At 71.9% G+C, this 16,009-nt stretch carries 15 protein-coding genes; 13 read left to right on the top strand and 2 right to left on the bottom strand.

The features are described from left to right. Nucleotides 1-26: 26 nt before the first annotated feature. The 5 genes from TR48_RS16710 to TR48_RS16690 all read left to right on the top strand — a co-directional run bounded on the left by TR48_RS16710 (nucleotide 27) and on the right by TR48_RS16690 (nucleotide 5,870). Entirely contained in the window at nucleotides 27-1,598 is a 1,572-nt protein-coding gene (locus tag TR48_RS16710) for an acyl-CoA carboxylase subunit beta (RefSeq protein ID WP_042367797.1), read from the top strand. 48 nt (nucleotides 1,599-1,646) lie between these two features. After that, nucleotides 1,647-1,850, top strand: a complete 204-nt coding sequence (locus tag TR48_RS16705) for an acyl-CoA carboxylase subunit epsilon (RefSeq protein ID WP_161789842.1) — start codon at nucleotides 1,647-1,649, stop codon at nucleotides 1,848-1,850. 211 nt (nucleotides 1,851-2,061) lie between these two features. Further along, on the top strand, nucleotides 2,062-2,265 hold the full coding sequence (locus TR48_RS16700; protein ID WP_042367793.1) for a hypothetical protein: 204 nt from the start codon (nucleotides 2,062-2,064) through the stop codon (nucleotides 2,263-2,265). Further along, nucleotides 2,262-4,583 carry a TOMM precursor leader peptide-binding protein gene (locus tag TR48_RS16695; protein ID WP_042367791.1) on the top strand — a complete coding sequence of 774 codons (2,322 nt, stop codon included), beginning with the start codon at nucleotides 2,262-2,264 and terminating at the stop codon, nucleotides 4,581-4,583. Before TR48_RS16700 ends, TR48_RS16695 begins: the two co-directional genes overlap by 4 nt. Nucleotides 4,584-4,658: 75 nt before the next feature. Then, nucleotides 4,659-5,870, top strand: a complete 1,212-nt coding sequence (locus TR48_RS16690; protein WP_052442719.1) for a sensor histidine kinase — start codon at nucleotides 4,659-4,661, stop codon at nucleotides 5,868-5,870. A 43-nt stretch (nucleotides 5,871-5,913) separates the two neighbouring features. Here the strand turns inward: TR48_RS16690 and TR48_RS16685 are convergent, their stop codons facing one another. Both TR48_RS16685 and TR48_RS16680 read right to left on the bottom strand, forming a co-directional pair. Next, nucleotides 5,914-6,519, bottom strand: coding sequence for a response regulator transcription factor (locus TR48_RS16685; protein ID WP_042367790.1), 606 nt, complete (start codon nucleotides 6,517-6,519; stop codon nucleotides 5,914-5,916). 138 nt (nucleotides 6,520-6,657) lie between these two features. Next, nucleotides 6,658-7,296, bottom strand: a complete 639-nt coding sequence (locus tag TR48_RS16680) for a PadR family transcriptional regulator (RefSeq protein ID WP_042367788.1) — start codon at nucleotides 7,294-7,296, stop codon at nucleotides 6,658-6,660. Between the two features lie 157 nt (nucleotides 7,297-7,453). Between TR48_RS16680 and TR48_RS16675 the strand changes: the two genes are divergently transcribed. The 8 genes from TR48_RS16675 to TR48_RS16640 all read left to right on the top strand — a co-directional run bounded on the left by TR48_RS16675 (nucleotide 7,454) and on the right by TR48_RS16640 (nucleotide 15,838). Further along, nucleotides 7,454-7,975: a hypothetical protein gene (locus TR48_RS16675; RefSeq protein ID WP_042367786.1), complete on the top strand. Its 522-nt coding sequence runs from the start codon at nucleotides 7,454-7,456 to the stop codon at nucleotides 7,973-7,975. Between the two features lie 359 nt (nucleotides 7,976-8,334). After that, complete coding sequence (locus TR48_RS16670) at nucleotides 8,335-9,090, top strand: SDR family NAD(P)-dependent oxidoreductase (RefSeq protein ID WP_042367784.1); 756 nt, start codon at nucleotides 8,335-8,337, stop codon at nucleotides 9,088-9,090. A 1-nt stretch (nucleotide 9,091) separates the two neighbouring features. Further along, a complete protein-coding gene (locus tag TR48_RS16665; RefSeq protein ID WP_042367782.1) occupies nucleotides 9,092-9,796 on the top strand; it encodes a TenA family protein in 705 nt (234 codons plus the stop codon). 66 nt (nucleotides 9,797-9,862) lie between these two features. Then, nucleotides 9,863-11,452, top strand: a complete 1,590-nt coding sequence (locus TR48_RS16660; protein WP_042367780.1) for a right-handed parallel beta-helix repeat-containing protein — start codon at nucleotides 9,863-9,865, stop codon at nucleotides 11,450-11,452. 163 nt (nucleotides 11,453-11,615) lie between these two features. Next, on the top strand, nucleotides 11,616-12,473 hold the full coding sequence (locus TR48_RS16655) for an LLM class flavin-dependent oxidoreductase (RefSeq protein ID WP_042367778.1): 858 nt from the start codon (nucleotides 11,616-11,618) through the stop codon (nucleotides 12,471-12,473). An 11-nt stretch (nucleotides 12,474-12,484) separates the two neighbouring features. Next, nucleotides 12,485-13,711: an FAD-dependent oxidoreductase gene (locus TR48_RS16650; RefSeq protein WP_042367776.1), complete on the top strand. Its 1,227-nt coding sequence runs from the start codon at nucleotides 12,485-12,487 to the stop codon at nucleotides 13,709-13,711. 49 nt (nucleotides 13,712-13,760) lie between these two features. Beyond that, nucleotides 13,761-14,972 carry an FAD-dependent oxidoreductase gene (locus TR48_RS16645; protein ID WP_042367774.1) on the top strand — a complete coding sequence of 404 codons (1,212 nt, stop codon included), beginning with the start codon at nucleotides 13,761-13,763 and terminating at the stop codon, nucleotides 14,970-14,972. Further along, a complete protein-coding gene (locus TR48_RS16640) occupies nucleotides 14,969-15,838 on the top strand; it encodes an NAD(P)H-binding protein (RefSeq protein ID WP_042367772.1) in 870 nt (289 codons plus the stop codon). Before TR48_RS16645 ends, TR48_RS16640 begins: the two co-directional genes overlap by 4 nt. Nucleotides 15,839-16,009: the final 171 nt, after the last annotated feature.

Here is a 16,009-nt window from a genome sequence, read left to right as displayed (position 1 = left end):
GAGCACCAGGAGTTGGGAGGCAACAGATGACCACGGTCCAGGAGGCGCCCGGTCTGCACGGCCACGTGGCGGAGTTGGAGGCGGTCAAGGAGCAGGCGCGCGCCGAGAAGGAGGGCGCGGCCACCGACGCGCAGCATGCCAAGGGCAAGCTGACGGTCGACGAGCGTCTTGAACTCCTCTTCGACTCGGGGTCGTTCACCGAGATCGAGCCGCTGCGTCGCCACCGGGCCAGCGCCTTCGGGATGGGCCGCCGCAAGCCGCACGGGGACGGTGTCGTGATCGGCTGGGGCACCGTCCACGGACGGCGGGTCTTCGCCTACGCGCACGACTTCCGGGTTTTCGGCGGCGCGCTGGGCGAGGCCCACGCCGAGAAGATCCACAAGGTGATGGACCTGGCCATCGAGACCGGCGCGCCGCTGGTCGGCCTCTGCGACGGCGCGGGCGCCCGGATCCAGGAGGGCGTCACCGCGCTGGCCGGCTACGGCGGGATCTTCCGCCGCAACGTGGCCGCGTCCGGGGTGATCCCGCAGATCAGCGTGATCCTCGGGCCGTGCGCGGGCGGCGCGGCGTACTCGCCGGCGCTGACCGACTTCGTCTTCATGGTCCGCGACACCGCGCAGATGTTCATCACCGGCCCCGACGTGGTGCGCGCGGTGACCGGCGAGGAGATCACGCACAACGGGCTCGGCGGCGCCGACGTCCACGCCGGCACCTCGGGGGTCTCCCACTTCGCCTACACCGACGAGCGCGACTGCCTGGAAGAGGTACGCCATCTGCTGTCCCTCCTCCCGGCCAACAACCAGGAGGAGGCGCCGTTCGAGCCGCCCACCGACGACCCGAAGCGGCCGAACCACAACCTGCTCAGCCTGGTGCCCACGGACCCGTCGCGCTCCTACGACGTCCGCGCCGTCGTAGAGGAGCTGGTCGACGACGGGGACTACTTCGAGGTCCACGCCGCCTGGGCGCCCAACGTCATCTGCGCCCTGGCGCGGATGGACGGCCAGGCGGTCGGCATCATCGCCAACCAGCCCGCGGTGATGGCCGGCGTGCTGGACATCCACGCCAGCGAGAAGGCGGCCAGGTTCGTCCAGTTCTGCGACGCGTTCAGCATCCCGCTGATCACGCTGCTCGACGTGCCCGGCTTCCTGCCGGGAGTGGACCAGGAGCACAGCGGGATCATCCGGCACGGCGCGAAGTTGCTCTACGCGTACTGCAACGCGACGGTCCCGCGGATCCAGCTCATCATGCGCAAGGCGTACGGCGGTGCGTACATCGTGATGGACTCCCGTTCGATCGGCGCTGACCTGTCCTACGCGTGGCCGGCCAACGAGATCGCGGTGATGGGAGCCGAGGGAGCGGCGAACGTGATCTTCCGCCGGGAGATCGCCGCGGCCGAGGACCCGGACGCGGCGCGCACCGCGCGGATCAAGGAGTACCAACAGGAGCTCATGCATCCGTACTACGCCGCCGAGCGCGGCCTGGTCGACGACGTCATCGATCCGTCGGAGACGCGCTGGACGCTGATCAAGGCGCTGCGGATGCTCCGCACCAAGCGGGTGCTCCTGCCCTCCAAGAAGCACGGCAACCCGCCCATGTGAGCGACCCGCCCGTCGACGAGGCAAGGGGGACAAGGCAATGGGGGAGTGGTGACGACAGAGGGTGCCCAGGAGTGGTTCACGGTGGTCCGGGGAGAGCCCGACCCCACCGAACTCGCGGTGATCGCCGCCGTGTTGCTCGGGATCGCGGCCCGCACCGCCGTCTCCGACGGCCCCGTGCGGGCCGGCGGCGGGCGGCGCCGGTCGCGGTGGGGCGCGTCGAATCCTTATCGCGGGCCGAGTTCGTGGGAATGAGAGGCGGAGTTGACGGGACCCCGCAAGAAAGGCAGTGTAAGGAGGGTACGCGTGCGAACTTGTGGGGCTCCGGGGATCATGAGCAACTCATAGAGGGTTCATGACAGGATCACTTCCTCGGCTTCCCCTCCTCCATCCAGAATCGAGCCGTCATCGAGTCGCCACCCACGGTCAGTGGGCGCGACGGAACTCCACCCCGGAGGAGGCTCGGATGGACACGTTGATCGACCGCGAGCTCGAGCTCGCGATGCGCATGTTCGGTCAGGTACTCAGCGACACCGACCAGGGCGGTCACCCGTCCGCGGGAGAGGTGCTCCTCATCGAGGAGCTCGAGGACTTCCGCGTGGCCACCGCCAAGGGCTGCGGCCCGCCCTGCACCGCCGGTCTGCAGGAGCGGGAGCTGGTCCTTCAGTGACCGCGTCCTCGTCCGAGGGGCGAGGCATTGTCACGGAAGTCCGGGGGCCTCGGCTCCTGGGCTTCCGTGGCCACCTGCGGGCAGAGCATGTCGTGGGGGATGCTGCCTATCTGCTGTCGGAGCGCGGAGTCACCGCGCTCCAGGGTGCGCCCGTTGCGGCGCTGGTGCCATTGCTCGACGGAACCAGGGATCTCGCTTCCGTACTCGATTCGGTGAGTGCGGAAATTCCCGTCGGCGAGGCCGGCCAAGCCATTCGCGAGCTGGCCCGTCAGGGGCTCATCGCTTTTCGGGCCCGGCCTGAGACATTGCCCGCCGAGGCCTACTGGGACATGGCGGGACTCGAGGGGCAGGAGACGGTCGACCGGCTCGCCGGAGCGCGGGTGGAGCTGCGCTCCGTGGGCGACGCCCCGGTGGACGCCGTCCGCGAGGCCTGCCGGGGCAGCCAGCTCGATCTGGGCCCCTTTTCCGAGGGGCATGACGCACGGCTGACCCTCGTCATCACCGACGACTACCTGCGCCCCGAGCTCGCCCGGCTCGACCTGGAGCACCGGGCCGCCGGGCGGCCCTGGCTGCTGGCCCGGCTGACCGGCGCGCGGGTCTGGATCGGTCCGGTCTTCCGGCCGGGTGAGGGCGCCTGCTGGAGCTGCCTCGCGCACCGGCTGCGCGAGCACCGAGCCGCCGAGGCCCCGGTGCGCCGGGCGCTCGGCCTGGACGGCCCGGTGGTGCGGCCCGCCGCCCATCTGCCCGTCGGCTACGGTGCCAGCGCCCAGCTGCTGGTTCTCGAGGCTGTCAAGTGGCTTGCGGGATACCGGCATCCGGGCCAGGAGTCGGTGCTGGAGCTGGACACGCTGACCCTCGCCTCGCGTCATCACGAGGCGAGACGCCGCCCGCAGTGCCCGAGTTGCGGGGATCCGCAGCTGATGGCACGCCAGGCGGCCCGGGGAGTGGACCTGACCTCCCGCCCGAAGGTGTTCCGCGCCTCGGGCGGACATCGGGCCTGCTCCGCCGAGGAGATGAAGAAACGTTTCTCCCATCTGGTCAGTCCCGTCACCGGCGTCGTCCAGGACATCCGTCCCGTCGACGGCTGCCCCACGGGCCTGTACAGCTACGCCTCCGGCCGCAACCTCGCCGTGGGCGGCGGAGACCTGCGCGACCTGCGCGCCGGGCTCCGAGGCGGCAGCGGCGGCAAGGGCGCCACGCCGCTGGACGCCGAGGTGAGTGCCCTGTGCGAGGCCGTCGAGCGCTACTCGGCCACCCTCCAGGGCGACGAGCTGCGCGTGCGCGACTCGCTGCGCGGGCTGGGGGAGGTCGCGGTCGATCCCCGCGACTGCATGCTCTTCGACCCCCGGCAGTACCTGAACCGGCGCGAGTGGAACCGCCGGTGCTCGGTCTTCCACCACGTGCCCGAGCCCTTCGACGCGGACGCCCCCGTCGACTGGACGCCGGTCTGGTCGCTCACCGGCCGCCGGCAGCGGATGCTGCCCACCGGCATGCTCTACTTCAACCCCGTCCAGGAGGGCGTCGCCCCGCCGGCCGGACGCGAGTCCCTGATCGCCTGCTCCAACGGCAACGCGGCGGGCAGCTGCATCGAGGACGCCGTGCTCCAGGGCCTGCTGGAACTGATCGAGCGGGACGCGGTGGCGCTGTGGTGGTACAACCGGACCCGGCAGCCCGCGGTCAGTCTGGACGCCTTCGCCACCGCGTGGGTGGACGAGCTGCTCACCACCTATCGGCTGATCGGCCGTCAGGTGTGGGCGTTGGACCTCACCTCGGACCTCGGCATCCCCGTGTTCGCCGCGCTCTCCCGCCGGGTGGACAAGCCCGCGCAGGACATCATGCTCGGCTTCGGAGCCCATCTCGACCCCCGCGTGGCGCTGAGCCGCGCGCTCACCGAGATGAACCAGATGCTCCCGGCTGTGGCGGACGTCCAGGCCGACGGCACGGGCTACCGGCTGGACGATCCGGAACTGCTGTCCTGGTGGCGTGAGCAGCGGGTGCACCTGCAGCCCTGGCTGCTGCCCGATCCGGCCGCCCGGCCCACGAGACCGCAGGACCGCCCCTCGCTGGCCGGCCACGACCTGCTCGACGACGTCCAACTGGTCACCGACCGCCTGTCCGAGCAGGGGCTGGAGACCCTCGTCGTGGACCAGACCCGGCCCGACATCGGCCTGCCGGTGGTCAAGGTCGTCGTGCCGGGACTACGGCACTTCTGGGCGCGCTTCGCCCCCGGTCGGCTGTTCGACGTCCCGGTGCGCACAGGACGCCTCAGATATCCGACGAAGTATCAGAACCTCAACCCTATCCCGGTATTCATCTGACATGAATGTTGCGCCGCGCTCCGAGCCGCGTACCCTGCTCGTGGGTCTGCTGACATCCGGACGGAGGCGGCGTCTGTGACCAGTGCCATCGATCGACTGATCACTCAGTCACGTCACGAGGAGCCGGACCTCCAGAACGAGCCGGAGGACCCGAGCATCGTCGTCCTGGGCAATCTGGAGCGGGTGTCGCCCCCGCGCTGGGCCGCGAGCAGCCTCGTTCCCACCGTGGTCACCTGCTACCTGGTGATGGGCGTCACCAACCTGGTCTTCTACGGCCTGGCGCTGCAACAGATCATCATCGGGGGAATCTGCTTCCTCGGCATCGCCGCCCTCCAGGTGCTCCACTCGGACTCGCGCCTGGAGCGGTGGCGGCAGCTCGCCTTCCCGTGGAGCCTGGTGCTCCAGGCGGTCTTCACCTACCTGCCCTCGTTCGGGTTCGGGATCTGGTGGGGCGGGATGTCCGGCTTCCTCATCGCGAGCGCGCTGCTCCTGCTGCCGCCGCGCCTGGGCTGGGCGGTCTTCGGCGGGGTGGTCGCGGCGACGCTGTTCAGCGGGGTGATCGACCACTGGACCACGGACTACATGGTCTACATGACCATCTCGATCATCGTGACCGGCCTCGTGACCTGGGGCCTCACCCGGCTCTCCCTGCTGGTCGTCCAAGTCCAGGCGACCCAGGGGGAGCTGGCCCGTGTCGCGGTCGTGCGGGAGCGGCTGCGCTTCGCCAGGGACCTGCACGACCTGCTCGGCTACAGCCTCTCCACCATCGTGCTCAAGAGCGAGCTGACCAAGCGGCTCGTGGACGGCAGCCCCACGGAGGCGCTGACCGAGCTGGACGACATCCTGCTCGTCTCCCGCCAGGCCCTCACCGACGTGCGCGCGGTCTCGCGCGGCTACCGGGAGATGTCGCTGTACGAGGAGGCGGAGGCCGCGCGCTCGGTGCTCGAGGCGGCCGGCATCCGCGCGGACGTCGACCTGACCGTGCGGCCGCCGCGGGGGCACCTGGACACGATCCTGGCCACGGTGCTGCGCGAGGCCGTCACCAACCTGCTCCGGCACAGCAAGGCCGAGCAGTGCCTGATCGCGACCCGGGCCGAGAACGACCTGATCCGGCTGACCATCGCCAACGACGGCGTCTCCCGCACCGACGCGTCCGGCGGCAGCGGCCTGCAGAACCTGACGGTCAGACTCGCCCACGTGGAGGGGCGCCTCAGCTGGTCGATCGAGGAGGACGGCTGGTTCGTCCTCTGCGCCGTGGCCAAGCTCCCGCCCGTCGCGGCGGACTGACCTCCCCCGGCCTTCGGCCGGGAGGCGCCCCCCGGGGCGGGCCCTACAGCCAGCCGTCCTCGCGGGCGATGCGGATGGCGTCGAGGCGGTTGCGGGCCCCCAGCTTGGTGACGATCGCGGTCAGGTAGTTCCGTACCGTGCCGACGGACAGGAAGAGCGTGGAGGCTATCTCCGCCGCGTCGGCCCCCTCGGCCGCCAGGCGGAGGACCTCCGTCTCGCGGTCCGTCAGCGGCCCCTCGACGCTGTCGAAGGCGACGAGAGCGAGCTGCGGGTCGAGCACCCGCTCGCCCGCGGCGACTCTTCGGACGGCCTCGGCCAGCAGGGCCGGCGGAGCGTCCTTGAGCAGGAAGCCGGAGACCTGCGCGGCGAGCGCGCGCCGCAGCGTGCCGGCCTTGCCCATGCTGGTGAGGATCAGGGTGCGGCAGCTCGGCAGCTCCTGGTGGAGCAGCGCGGCGACATGCAGCCCGTCGAGGCCGGGCAGGCCCACGTCGAGCACCGCCACCTCGGGCTTGCACTCGAGCGCGGCGGGGACGACCTCGTCGCCCCGCTCGACCTCGGCGACGATCCGGAAGTCCGGCTCCAGCCGGAGCAGCGCTGCCAGCGCGCCACGGACCATGTGCATGTCCTCGGCCAGCAGGATACGCACCATCGACTCCCCCAAGTCCCAGCCCGGATCAGCAGGCACATGTTACCCGTTGTCGGGTCCATGGTCACCGGTTGTATCGGCTTGCTGACAGGATTGCAGAAACCTTTCAGTTACTGATCCGTAGGGGAAGTCCTCCGTGCCTCAACCCTCGGCGGCGGCGCCCTCGCTCTCGGCGAAGGCGATCAGCTCCTCGGGGCTCCAGGAGAGGCGGCCGGCGCGCAGATCGGCGATCACCGCGTCCAGCCACGCCAGCTGCGCGGAGGTGGTCACCCGCTGGTACTCCGTCTCCAGCATGGTGACGCGGGGCAGCCGGTGCTCCGCCTCGACGCTCATGATCGCGTCGATCTCGCGCAGCGAGGCGCGCAGGATCTCGGCGCGCTCGGAGAAGACCTTGAGCGTCTCGTCCGGGGTCAGCATCACCAGGAACGAGAGCGCCGCGGGGAACTCCGGGTACTCCTGCCTGGGCTTGGCGAGCATCTCCACCAGCCACGCGCGGGTGGCCTGGCGGCCCTCCTCGGTGACCGCGTAGACGGTCCGCTCCGGGTACTGCTGGTCGCGCTCCGTCTCACGGACCTCGATCAGCCCCGCGCCCAGCAGGCGCTCGATGGTCCGGTACAGGCTCGCGCGCTGGCTGACGTTGACGACCTGGTCCTTGCCCCACTGCTTGATGAGCCGCTGGATCCCGTAGGGGTGCAGCGGCTGGTAGTGCAGCAGGGACAGGACGGTCAGCGAGAGGGGCGAGCTCTTGACTGAGCTGGCCGGATTGGTCGGGCTGGTCATGCGGACATCCTACTCCTCGAGTAAGTTTCAAGGGCACTAGTTGACGCGAGACTAGTAACAGTGCAACTATCAATGTGTCGGCGGGAACGCCGGACCGGGCGGCCGGAGAGCCGGATCGCCCGCCCTTGTCAGTCGCACCTACCGGAAGGAACTCACGATGAGCCAGGACCAGTTCGCCGAGGACAGCACCGCCGCCGACGCCTCCGCCGGCACGGAGCGCATCCACGTCGACCACACGGTCACCAAGCGCCTGGGCAACTGGACCAGCGCCGACACCTTCGAGATCAAGGCCCGCGGCGGGAGCGTCGTGGTGGACCTCCGCTCGCCGAACATCCCCGCCCAGATCGAGGTCCGGGTGGAGATGCAGCGGGCGATGGTCAAGCTCCTGGTCCCGGAGGACGCCAAGATCGACCAGTGGGGGCTGCAGTGGTCCGGCCGGGGCAAGGTCAAGGACGGCCAGGCCCCGACCCACGAGACCAGCCGCACCATCCGTCTGGTCGGCACCGCCGCCAACAGTGAGATCCGCGTGCACCGCGGCGGCGTGGCGATGGTCTCCGCGATGATGAGCCGCGAGTACTTCGACGACCTGCGCCGCGCCCGCAAGGAGGGCCGGCTCCCCGTCATCGACGACCCGACCCGCGACCCGTGGGCGGACCCGCACGGCAAGGCCGGGGCCTGACCCGGGCGACGCGCCGCTGCGTCGTACGCGATCGACCTGAGTCGTACCCGACCCGACCTCGGGCGCCGCACCTCATCATGGGCGGCGCCCGACGACCCCACCAGGGACTCGTTCGTGGACCGGCCTGCCACCCCCGCTGCCGCCGGTCCGCTGAGGGTGCTCCCGCGGCCCACCGGCCGCGCGGCGCGCCCTCTGTCCACGAACGGGCCCTTTTTCTTCCGGCCGGCTCTCCTTCCCCGAGGGACCGCCCCAGCGTCGCGCGACCGCGCGGCGAGGCGGAGCTGAGACCGTGCGGGGGTTCCATGCGCTGCGGCGCGCCGCGCTCTGTGCCGTCGTCGAACGGCCGAGGGGAGAAGCAGATGGATCTCGGGCTCAGTGACAAGAGGGTTCTGGTGACCGGCGCCAGCCGCGGCATCGGCCGCGCGACGGCGCTCGCCTTCGCCGCCGAGGGCGCGAAGGTCGCCATCACCTACCACTCCGCCGAGGCGGAAGCGAAGGCCGTGGTGCAGGAGCTCGGCGGCGAGGAGCGCGCCTTCGCGCAGCGGATGGACCTGGCCGACCCGGACTCCGTCGCCGCGGCCGTCGCGGGCGTGGAGGCGCGCTGGGGCGGCGTCGACGTGGTGATCGCGAACGCGCAGACCTGGGTGTGGATGAACCCGGACGAGATGCCGCCGTTCCAGGACTTCCCGATGGACTACTGGCTCACCCGCTACCGGGAGAACGTCGAGGGCCACATCTGGACGGTCCGTCAGGCGCTCGGCGGCATGCGCGAACGCGGCTGGGGCCGGATCGTCCTGCTCTCCTCGGTCACCGCCACCCACGGCAACCCCGGGTCGGAGATCTACAGCGCCGCCAAGGCGTCGCTGCACGGCTTCGTCCGCGGCCTGATGTGGACCCGCGACGGCGTGCTGGCGAACGTCGTGGCCCCGGGTGGCACGCTGACCACGGAGAACATCGATTCCGTAGACCCCGACCTGCTGAAGAAGGCGACCGCCGAGACCCCGAGCGGGCGGCTCACCACGGCCGACGAGGTGGCCAAGCTGATCGTCTTCCTCGGCTCCGCGGCCAACGGCAACACCAACGGCCAGGTGATCTTCCCGGCCGGCGGGCGCTGAGGTGTTCGGCGACGAGCTGCTGGAGGCGGCCGGGCCCGTCCTGGACGAGGTGCGAGCGCACCCGTTCTGGGCGGGCCTCCGCTCGGGTGCGCTGGCGCCCGAGCGTCTGTTGCGCTTCACCACCCAGGACACCTGGCACCTGGTCCCGGCCTACGCGCGGGCGCTGGCCCGCGCGGCCTCGACGGCGGCCGTCCCGGGCCACGGCGAGCTGCTGGCCGGCGCCGCCGCGGCCACCTTCGTGTCGGCGCGCCGGATGGTCGGCGAACTGGACCTCCTCGAACGTGAGTTGAAGGAGCACGGGAGGGCCGCCGCCGAGGGCGGCGAGCCGACCGCGGCCCCGGCGACGGCCGCGCATGTCGCCTACCTCACCGAGACGGGCGCGCAGCCCTTCCCGGTGGCCGCCGTCGGGCTGCTGCCGATGACCTGGTTCCACCAGTTCGTCTGCCGCGACCTGGTCCGCGACGGGGTGCATCCCGCCACCGTCTACGCAGGCTGGGTGGCGCGCTACTGCCCCGAGGAGGGGTTCCACGGCTACGTTTCGGCCTACCTCGACCTGGTGGAGGACTGTGCACGATCGGTCTCCGCGCAGGAGCGGAACGGGCTGATCGAAGTATTCCTGACAGGTGCACAACATGAGCTTCAATTCGTCAAGGCCGCCTGGGGAGGTGAAACCGCAGCTCCCGCCGCTGTTCCACGGCTTCTCTAGCAAGAGACGACCAGGGCACATCAGCGTCTCTCGGGCATCGCCACGTTCGAGAGAAGGAGCAACGATATGGCCGAATCCAGCCGCTCGGCTGAGCAGCCGGCTGCTGCCCCGGTGCACCGGCCGGCCCTGGGCCGGTTCGCACTCGCCCTCGGCCTGACCATGCTGGTCGCCTTCGGGGCGCCCGCGGTCGCCTGCGCCGACGGGGGGCACCAGTACTACCTGGACTGCTCCGCGGGCCACGACACCGCCGCCGGCACCTCGCCGTCGACGGCCTGGGGCACGCTCGCCAAGGCGGACTCGGTGGTCTTCCAGCCGGGCGACCAGCTGCTGATCAAGCGCGGCACGCGCTGCACCGGCGAGCTCACCCCGCACGGCTCCGGCAAGGCGGGGAGCCCGATCAGGATCGACGCCTACGGCAGCGGGGCCAAGCCCGGCATCGACGGCGCCGGGGCCCCGGTCGCCGTGGAGCTGAACAACGTGCAGCAGTGGGAGGTGCGCAACCTCGACGTCACGGACACCACCACCCCGGACGGCAAGCCGCGCATCGGCGTCTACGTGCTGCTGAGCGACTACGGGACGGGCCACCACTACGTGCTGGACAACCTGTCCGTCCACGACATCACCGGCACCGACGCGACCGGGCCGACCAACGACGACAGCGCCGGGATCCTGGTCAAGGCGGCCGGCAACACCACCGCGACCACGTTCGACGACGTCAACGTCTCCGGGGACACCGTCTCCGGGACCGACGGCTACGGCATCGCCACCTCGTCGACCTGGTCCTACCGCACGCCGTACTTCACCGACGGCACCAACCACTACGTGCCGTTCACCCACGTCTACATCGGGTGGAACACGCTGACGAACAGCGGCGGCGACGGCATAGCCGTGCAGAACCTCGCCAGTCCGCTGATCGAGCACAACACCGTCTCCGGCTTCGGGCTGCGGGCCACCGCCTTCCACGCCGGGGTCTGGGCGTGGAACTCCGACTCGCCCGTCATGCAGTACAACAACGTGTCGGGCGGCGCGGCCTCGCCCCCGGCCATGGCCTTCGACATCGACGGCGCCGACACCAACGTGCTGTACCAGTACAACTACAGCCACGACAACTACGGCGGCTTCCTTGCCATGTGCGACGTGCCGGGCGAGCAGACGATCGGCGCGACGGTCCGCTACAACGTCAGCGAGAACGACCACGACGCCAACTACGGCGGGACGCCCGTCGCCGTCATCTCCAACGGCTGCGGCCTGACGGAGCCCGGCATCAGCGTCTACAACAACGTCGTCTACGCCCCGACGGCGGGCGCGCTGCTGGGCAACTTCGGCCAGACGAACGTGAACTACAGCAACAACATCTTCGTCGGCAAGCCGGGCGGGTCGAGCTTCTCGGACCCGGTCAGCACGTTCTCCAACAACGTGTACGTCAACGTGGGCGTCGCGCCCAGCGGGGACACCCACGCCGTCACCACCACGGCGCCCGGCTTCGTGGGCGCGGGCACCGGTCCCAAGGGCTACCAGCTGAGCTGCGGCTCGCCGGCGCTCAAGGCCGGGGCCGTGATCGCGGCCAACGGCGGCAAGGACTACTACGGGAACCCGATCCCTGGTAGCTCGCCCAACATCGGCGTCTACCAGGGCGCCTGCCAGTCCGGCTCCTGAGCACCGCCGCCCGAGCCGGCGGCAGGACCTGACCGACGCGGTCGAGAGGCACCCTCCAGGGCCCCTCGACCGCGTCCCCAGTCCCCGCGACCAGACTTTCGGAGGTCACAGCCGTAGAGCGTCAAAGCCGTGAAAGCCGTCAAGCCGTCAGAGGAGAACCACAATGCAGATAGGGGTCGCCCTGCCGACCGGCGTGCCCGGCGCAGACGGGAGCCGGCTGATCGAGTTCGCGCGGCGCGCGGACCGGCTCGGCTTCCACAGCCTCACCGTCACCGACCGGGTCGTCTACGACAGCTACGACAGCATCGTGGCGCTCGCGGCCGCCGCAGGCGCCACCGAGCGCATCGAGCTGGTGACCGCGATCCTGCTGGCCGCCACCCGGCCGAGCAACGTCGAGCTGGCCAAGCAGCTCGCCAGCCTGGACCGGCTCTCCGGCGGACGCCTGGTCGTCGGCGTCTCCTCCGGCATGCGCGAGGACGACTACGCGGCCACCGGCACCGACTACCACAGCCGCGGCCGCCGCCTGGACGAGGCGCTGGTCGAGCTCCAGGAGATCTGGGCCGGCAAGGGCCCCGTCCCCGGGGTCGGCCCCCGTCCGGTCAACGGGACCATCCCGATCTGGGGCGGCGGCCACTCCGCGGCGGGCCTGCGCCGCGCCGCGCGCCACGGCATCGGCTGGATCTCCCCTGGCGGGCCGCCGCACAAGTTCTCCGAGCTGGTCGCGAACTTCCGCACCCTGTGGGACGAGGAGGGCCGCACCGGCGCCCCGCGCATGGGCGCCAACTGCTACGTCGCCCTCGGCCCGAACGGCGCCGAGGAAGCGAAGAAGCACATGCTCAGCTACTACGCCTTCATGGGGCAGATGGCCGAGCACCTGGCCAAGGGCGCGGTCACCGAACCCGAGCAATTGCGGGCCGTCGTGGACCTCTACGAGGCCAACGGCTGCGACGAGATCTTCCTCCTCTCCGTCACCGACGATCCGGACCACCTCGACCGCATCGCGGACGTGGTCCTCAAGTGAAGGGTCGGGCCATGCGGATCATCGTGATCGGCGGCGGCGTCGGCGGGCTCGCGCTCGCCCAGGGCCTGCGCCGGGCCGGCGTCGGGGAGGTCGCGGTCTACGAGCGCGACGCCTCGGCCAAGGGCCGGATGCAGGGCTACCGGCTGCGCGTCTCGCCGGACGGCGAGCGCGCGCTGCGCGAGGTGCTGCCGAAGCCGCTGCAGGACCTCGTCGTCGCCAGCTCCAACTACCGCCGCGAGGGGGCGCTCGCGGCCTACGACGAGAAGCTGGAGCCGCTGTGGGCGCCCAGCTTCACCGACCCCCGCGGCGACTCCCCAGACAAGATCGACGCCGTCGACCGGGCCACCCTGCGCCGGATCCTGCTGGCGGGCCTGGACGACGTCGTCCACTTCGGCCGCCGGTTCACCCGCTTCGAACAGCGCGGCGAGCGCGTCGTCGCCCACTTCGAGGACGGCGCCACCGACGAGGGCGACCTGCTGATCGCCGCGGACGGCGCCAACTCCCAGGTCCGCGCCCAGCTTCGTCCCGCCGACGCGGCCGTGGACATGGGCGTGCGCGGCATCCTCGCCCGCACCCCGCGGGCCAAGGCCATCGAGGCCGGCCTGCCGGAGCTGCTGCAGGACCGGTTCATCTACGTCATCGGCGGCGACGGGCAGCACCTGGGCCTGATGCCGATGGTCTTCCGCGAGGACCCGCAGCAGGCGTCCGCCCGGCTGTGGCCGGGCCTGCGGTTCGAGCCGACCGCGGACTACTACATGTCCGTCTTCAGCGTGCACAAGGAGCAACTGGGCGTCCCCGACGAGGAGTTCTTCGCCATGACCGGCGAGGAGCTGCGCGAGCTCGCGCTCAAGCGGACCGCCGCCTGGCACCCGGACCTGCGCGGCATCTTCGCCCACGCGGACGCCGAGGAGGTCTACCCCGTCGGGCTGCGCACCACCGTGCCGGTGGTGCCCTGGGAGACCGGCCGGATCGTCCCGCTGGGCGACGCCGTCCACACCATGCCGCCCACCGGCGGCGTCGGCGCCAACACCGCCATGCGCGACGCCGCGGTGCTGGCCCGGGAGCTGACCCGGGTGGAACGCGGCGAGGCCACGCTCGCCGAGGCGGTGACGGTCTACCAGACCGAGATGGTCGGCTACGCCACCGAGGCGGTCCAGATGTCGCTGAAGATCGCCAAGTGGTCGCTCCAGGTGGACCTCGCCGAGGGCCAGACCCCGTCCCACGTCTCCAGCGTCTGAACCGCTCGCCCAGCGACATCGCTCACCCAGCGACAAGAGGAGATCGTCGATGCCCAGCTCCGAACGCCACGCCGTCGTCGTCGGAGCGGGGATCGGCGGGCTCGCCGCCGCGCTCGGGCTGCGCCTGGCCGGCTGGCGGGTCACCGTGCTGGAGCGGGCCGCGCGCCCGCGCGAGCAGGGCGCGGGGATCTCCTTGCTGAGCAACGGCCGCCGCGCCCTGGACCACCTCGGCCTCGGCCCGCGCATCGAGGCCCTCTCCGCCCGCATGGCCCCGGGCGGGGAGGGCCTGCGCACGCGCGGCGGTCGGCGGCTCCAGCGTCCCGCCGACCCGTCCTTCCTGGCCGAGCACGGCCTCTTCATCTCCGTGCTGACCCGCCCGCAGCTGCACACCGTGCTGCGCGAGGCGCTGCCCGCCGAGGCGCTGGTGACCGACGCGGAGGTCGTCCACGTCGCCGCGCTCGCCGCCGGCGGCGCCGAGGTGCGTACCCGCGCGGGCCTGACCGTGCAGGCCGACGTGGTCGTGGCCGCCGACGGCGCCTACAGCGCCATCCGGGCGCAGCTGTGGCCGCAGCTGCCGCCGCCGCGCTACAGCGGCCACAGCGTCTGGCGTGGCATCGCCGAGGGCGTCGACCCCACGACCGAGCCGGGCGGCAGCAGTTGGGGCCGCGGCCTGGAGTTCGGCCGGATGCCGCTGACGGACCGCCGCGTCTACTGGTTCGCCGTCGCCAACACCCCGGAGGGCCACCGCTTCCCGGACGAGTACGCCGAGGTCCGCCGCCGCTTCGGCCGCTGGCACGACCCGATCCCGGCCCTGCTCGACGCGACCCCGCCCGAGCGGGTGCTGCGCCACGACGTCTTCGAGCTGGCCGAGCCGCTGCCGAGCTTCGTCCGCGGCCCGATCGCCCTGCTCGGCGACGCCGCCCACGCGATGACCTCCGACCTCGGCCAGGGCGCGTGCCAGGCCCTGGAGGACGCGGTCGTGCTCGCCGACCTGCTCGCCGAGTCCGCCGTCGATCCGGCCGCCGACCCGGTCCTCGCGCTGGCCCGCTACGACGAGCTGCGCCGCCCGCGCGCCCAGGGCATCGCCGTGGCCTCCCGCCGCATGGGCGAGACCAAATTGACCGAGCGCCGCGTCGAACTGCTCCGCCGCAACATGCGGCTGCGCCTCCTGCCGCCCTCGGCGGGCCAGGAGGGCATGGCCATGGTCGGCGACTGGCAGCCTCCGGCGGCGTCGAGTCTCGAGAGAGGAGCCGTCTCATGATCCTGGTCATCGGCGCCACCGGCACGATCGGGCGCCCCCTGGTCGCCCGCCTGCTCCAGGGCGGCCACCCCGTGCGGGCGTTCACCCGGGACGCCTCCCGGCTGACCCCCGCCCCCGGCCTCGAGGTCGCCGAGGGCGACCTCGACCGCCCGGCGACGCTCGCCCCCGCGCTGCAGGGGGTGCACGCCGTCTTCGTCCTCTCCTCCGGCCCCGACGCGCTCGCCCAGGAGCTCGCCGCCGCCGAGTCGGTCGCCGCCGCGGGCGTCCGCCGGGTCGTCAAGCTCTCGTCCGTCGCGGCGATCGAGCCTGCGGCCGGCAGGTACGGCATGGACCACGCGAAGGCGGAGGCCGCCTTCGCCGCGGCCGTCCCCGAGTTCACCGCGCTGCGGCCGTCCGGCTTCATGACCAACGTCCTGCAGTGGCAGTCCACGATCGCCGCGTCCGGCACGGTCTACCAGTGCCACGGCGATGTCCCGCGCGCCGTCGTGGCCCCCGCGGACGTGGCCGAGGCGGCGTCGGTCTGCCTCACCCGTCCCGGCCTCCACGGCCGCCCCTACCAGCTGACCGGGCCGGAGGCGCTGACCTCGCCCCAGCTCGTCGCCCGCCTCTCCGCCGCGCTCGGCCGCCCGCTGCGCTACGTCGAGACGCCGCCGCGGGACGCCGCCGCCGGCATGATCGGCGCGGGGCTGCCGCCGGCCTTCGCCCACGGCCTCCTCGACGCTCTCGCCGCCCCCGAGCCCACCCGCGGCGGCCGCCCCACCCTCGCAGTCCGCCACCTCACCGGCCACCCGGCGACCACCTTCGACACCTGGCTCACCCGCAACCTCGCGGCCTTCCGCACCTTCGTGGTGCCCATGACGCTGTAGGCGCACTACCCGGGGGCGCGAGGAACGGCGCGACAAGCCACCGATGCGCGGATGGTCCTGCACGCGCGGGGCCGTCCGCACGCCGTCGGTCTCTCGCGCCCGCGCGGCGGAGCCGCACATCAGCAGAGCCTCGCGTCCCTGAGGTGGGTGCAGCCAGAGGAGCCGGGCGCC

The sequence above is a fragment of the Streptacidiphilus neutrinimicus genome (assembly GCF_000787815.1).
In the GTDB taxonomy this organism is placed as follows: domain Bacteria; phylum Actinomycetota; class Actinomycetes; order Streptomycetales; family Streptomycetaceae; genus Streptacidiphilus; species Streptacidiphilus neutrinimicus.
This window is presented reverse-complemented; position numbering and strand designations above follow the sequence as displayed.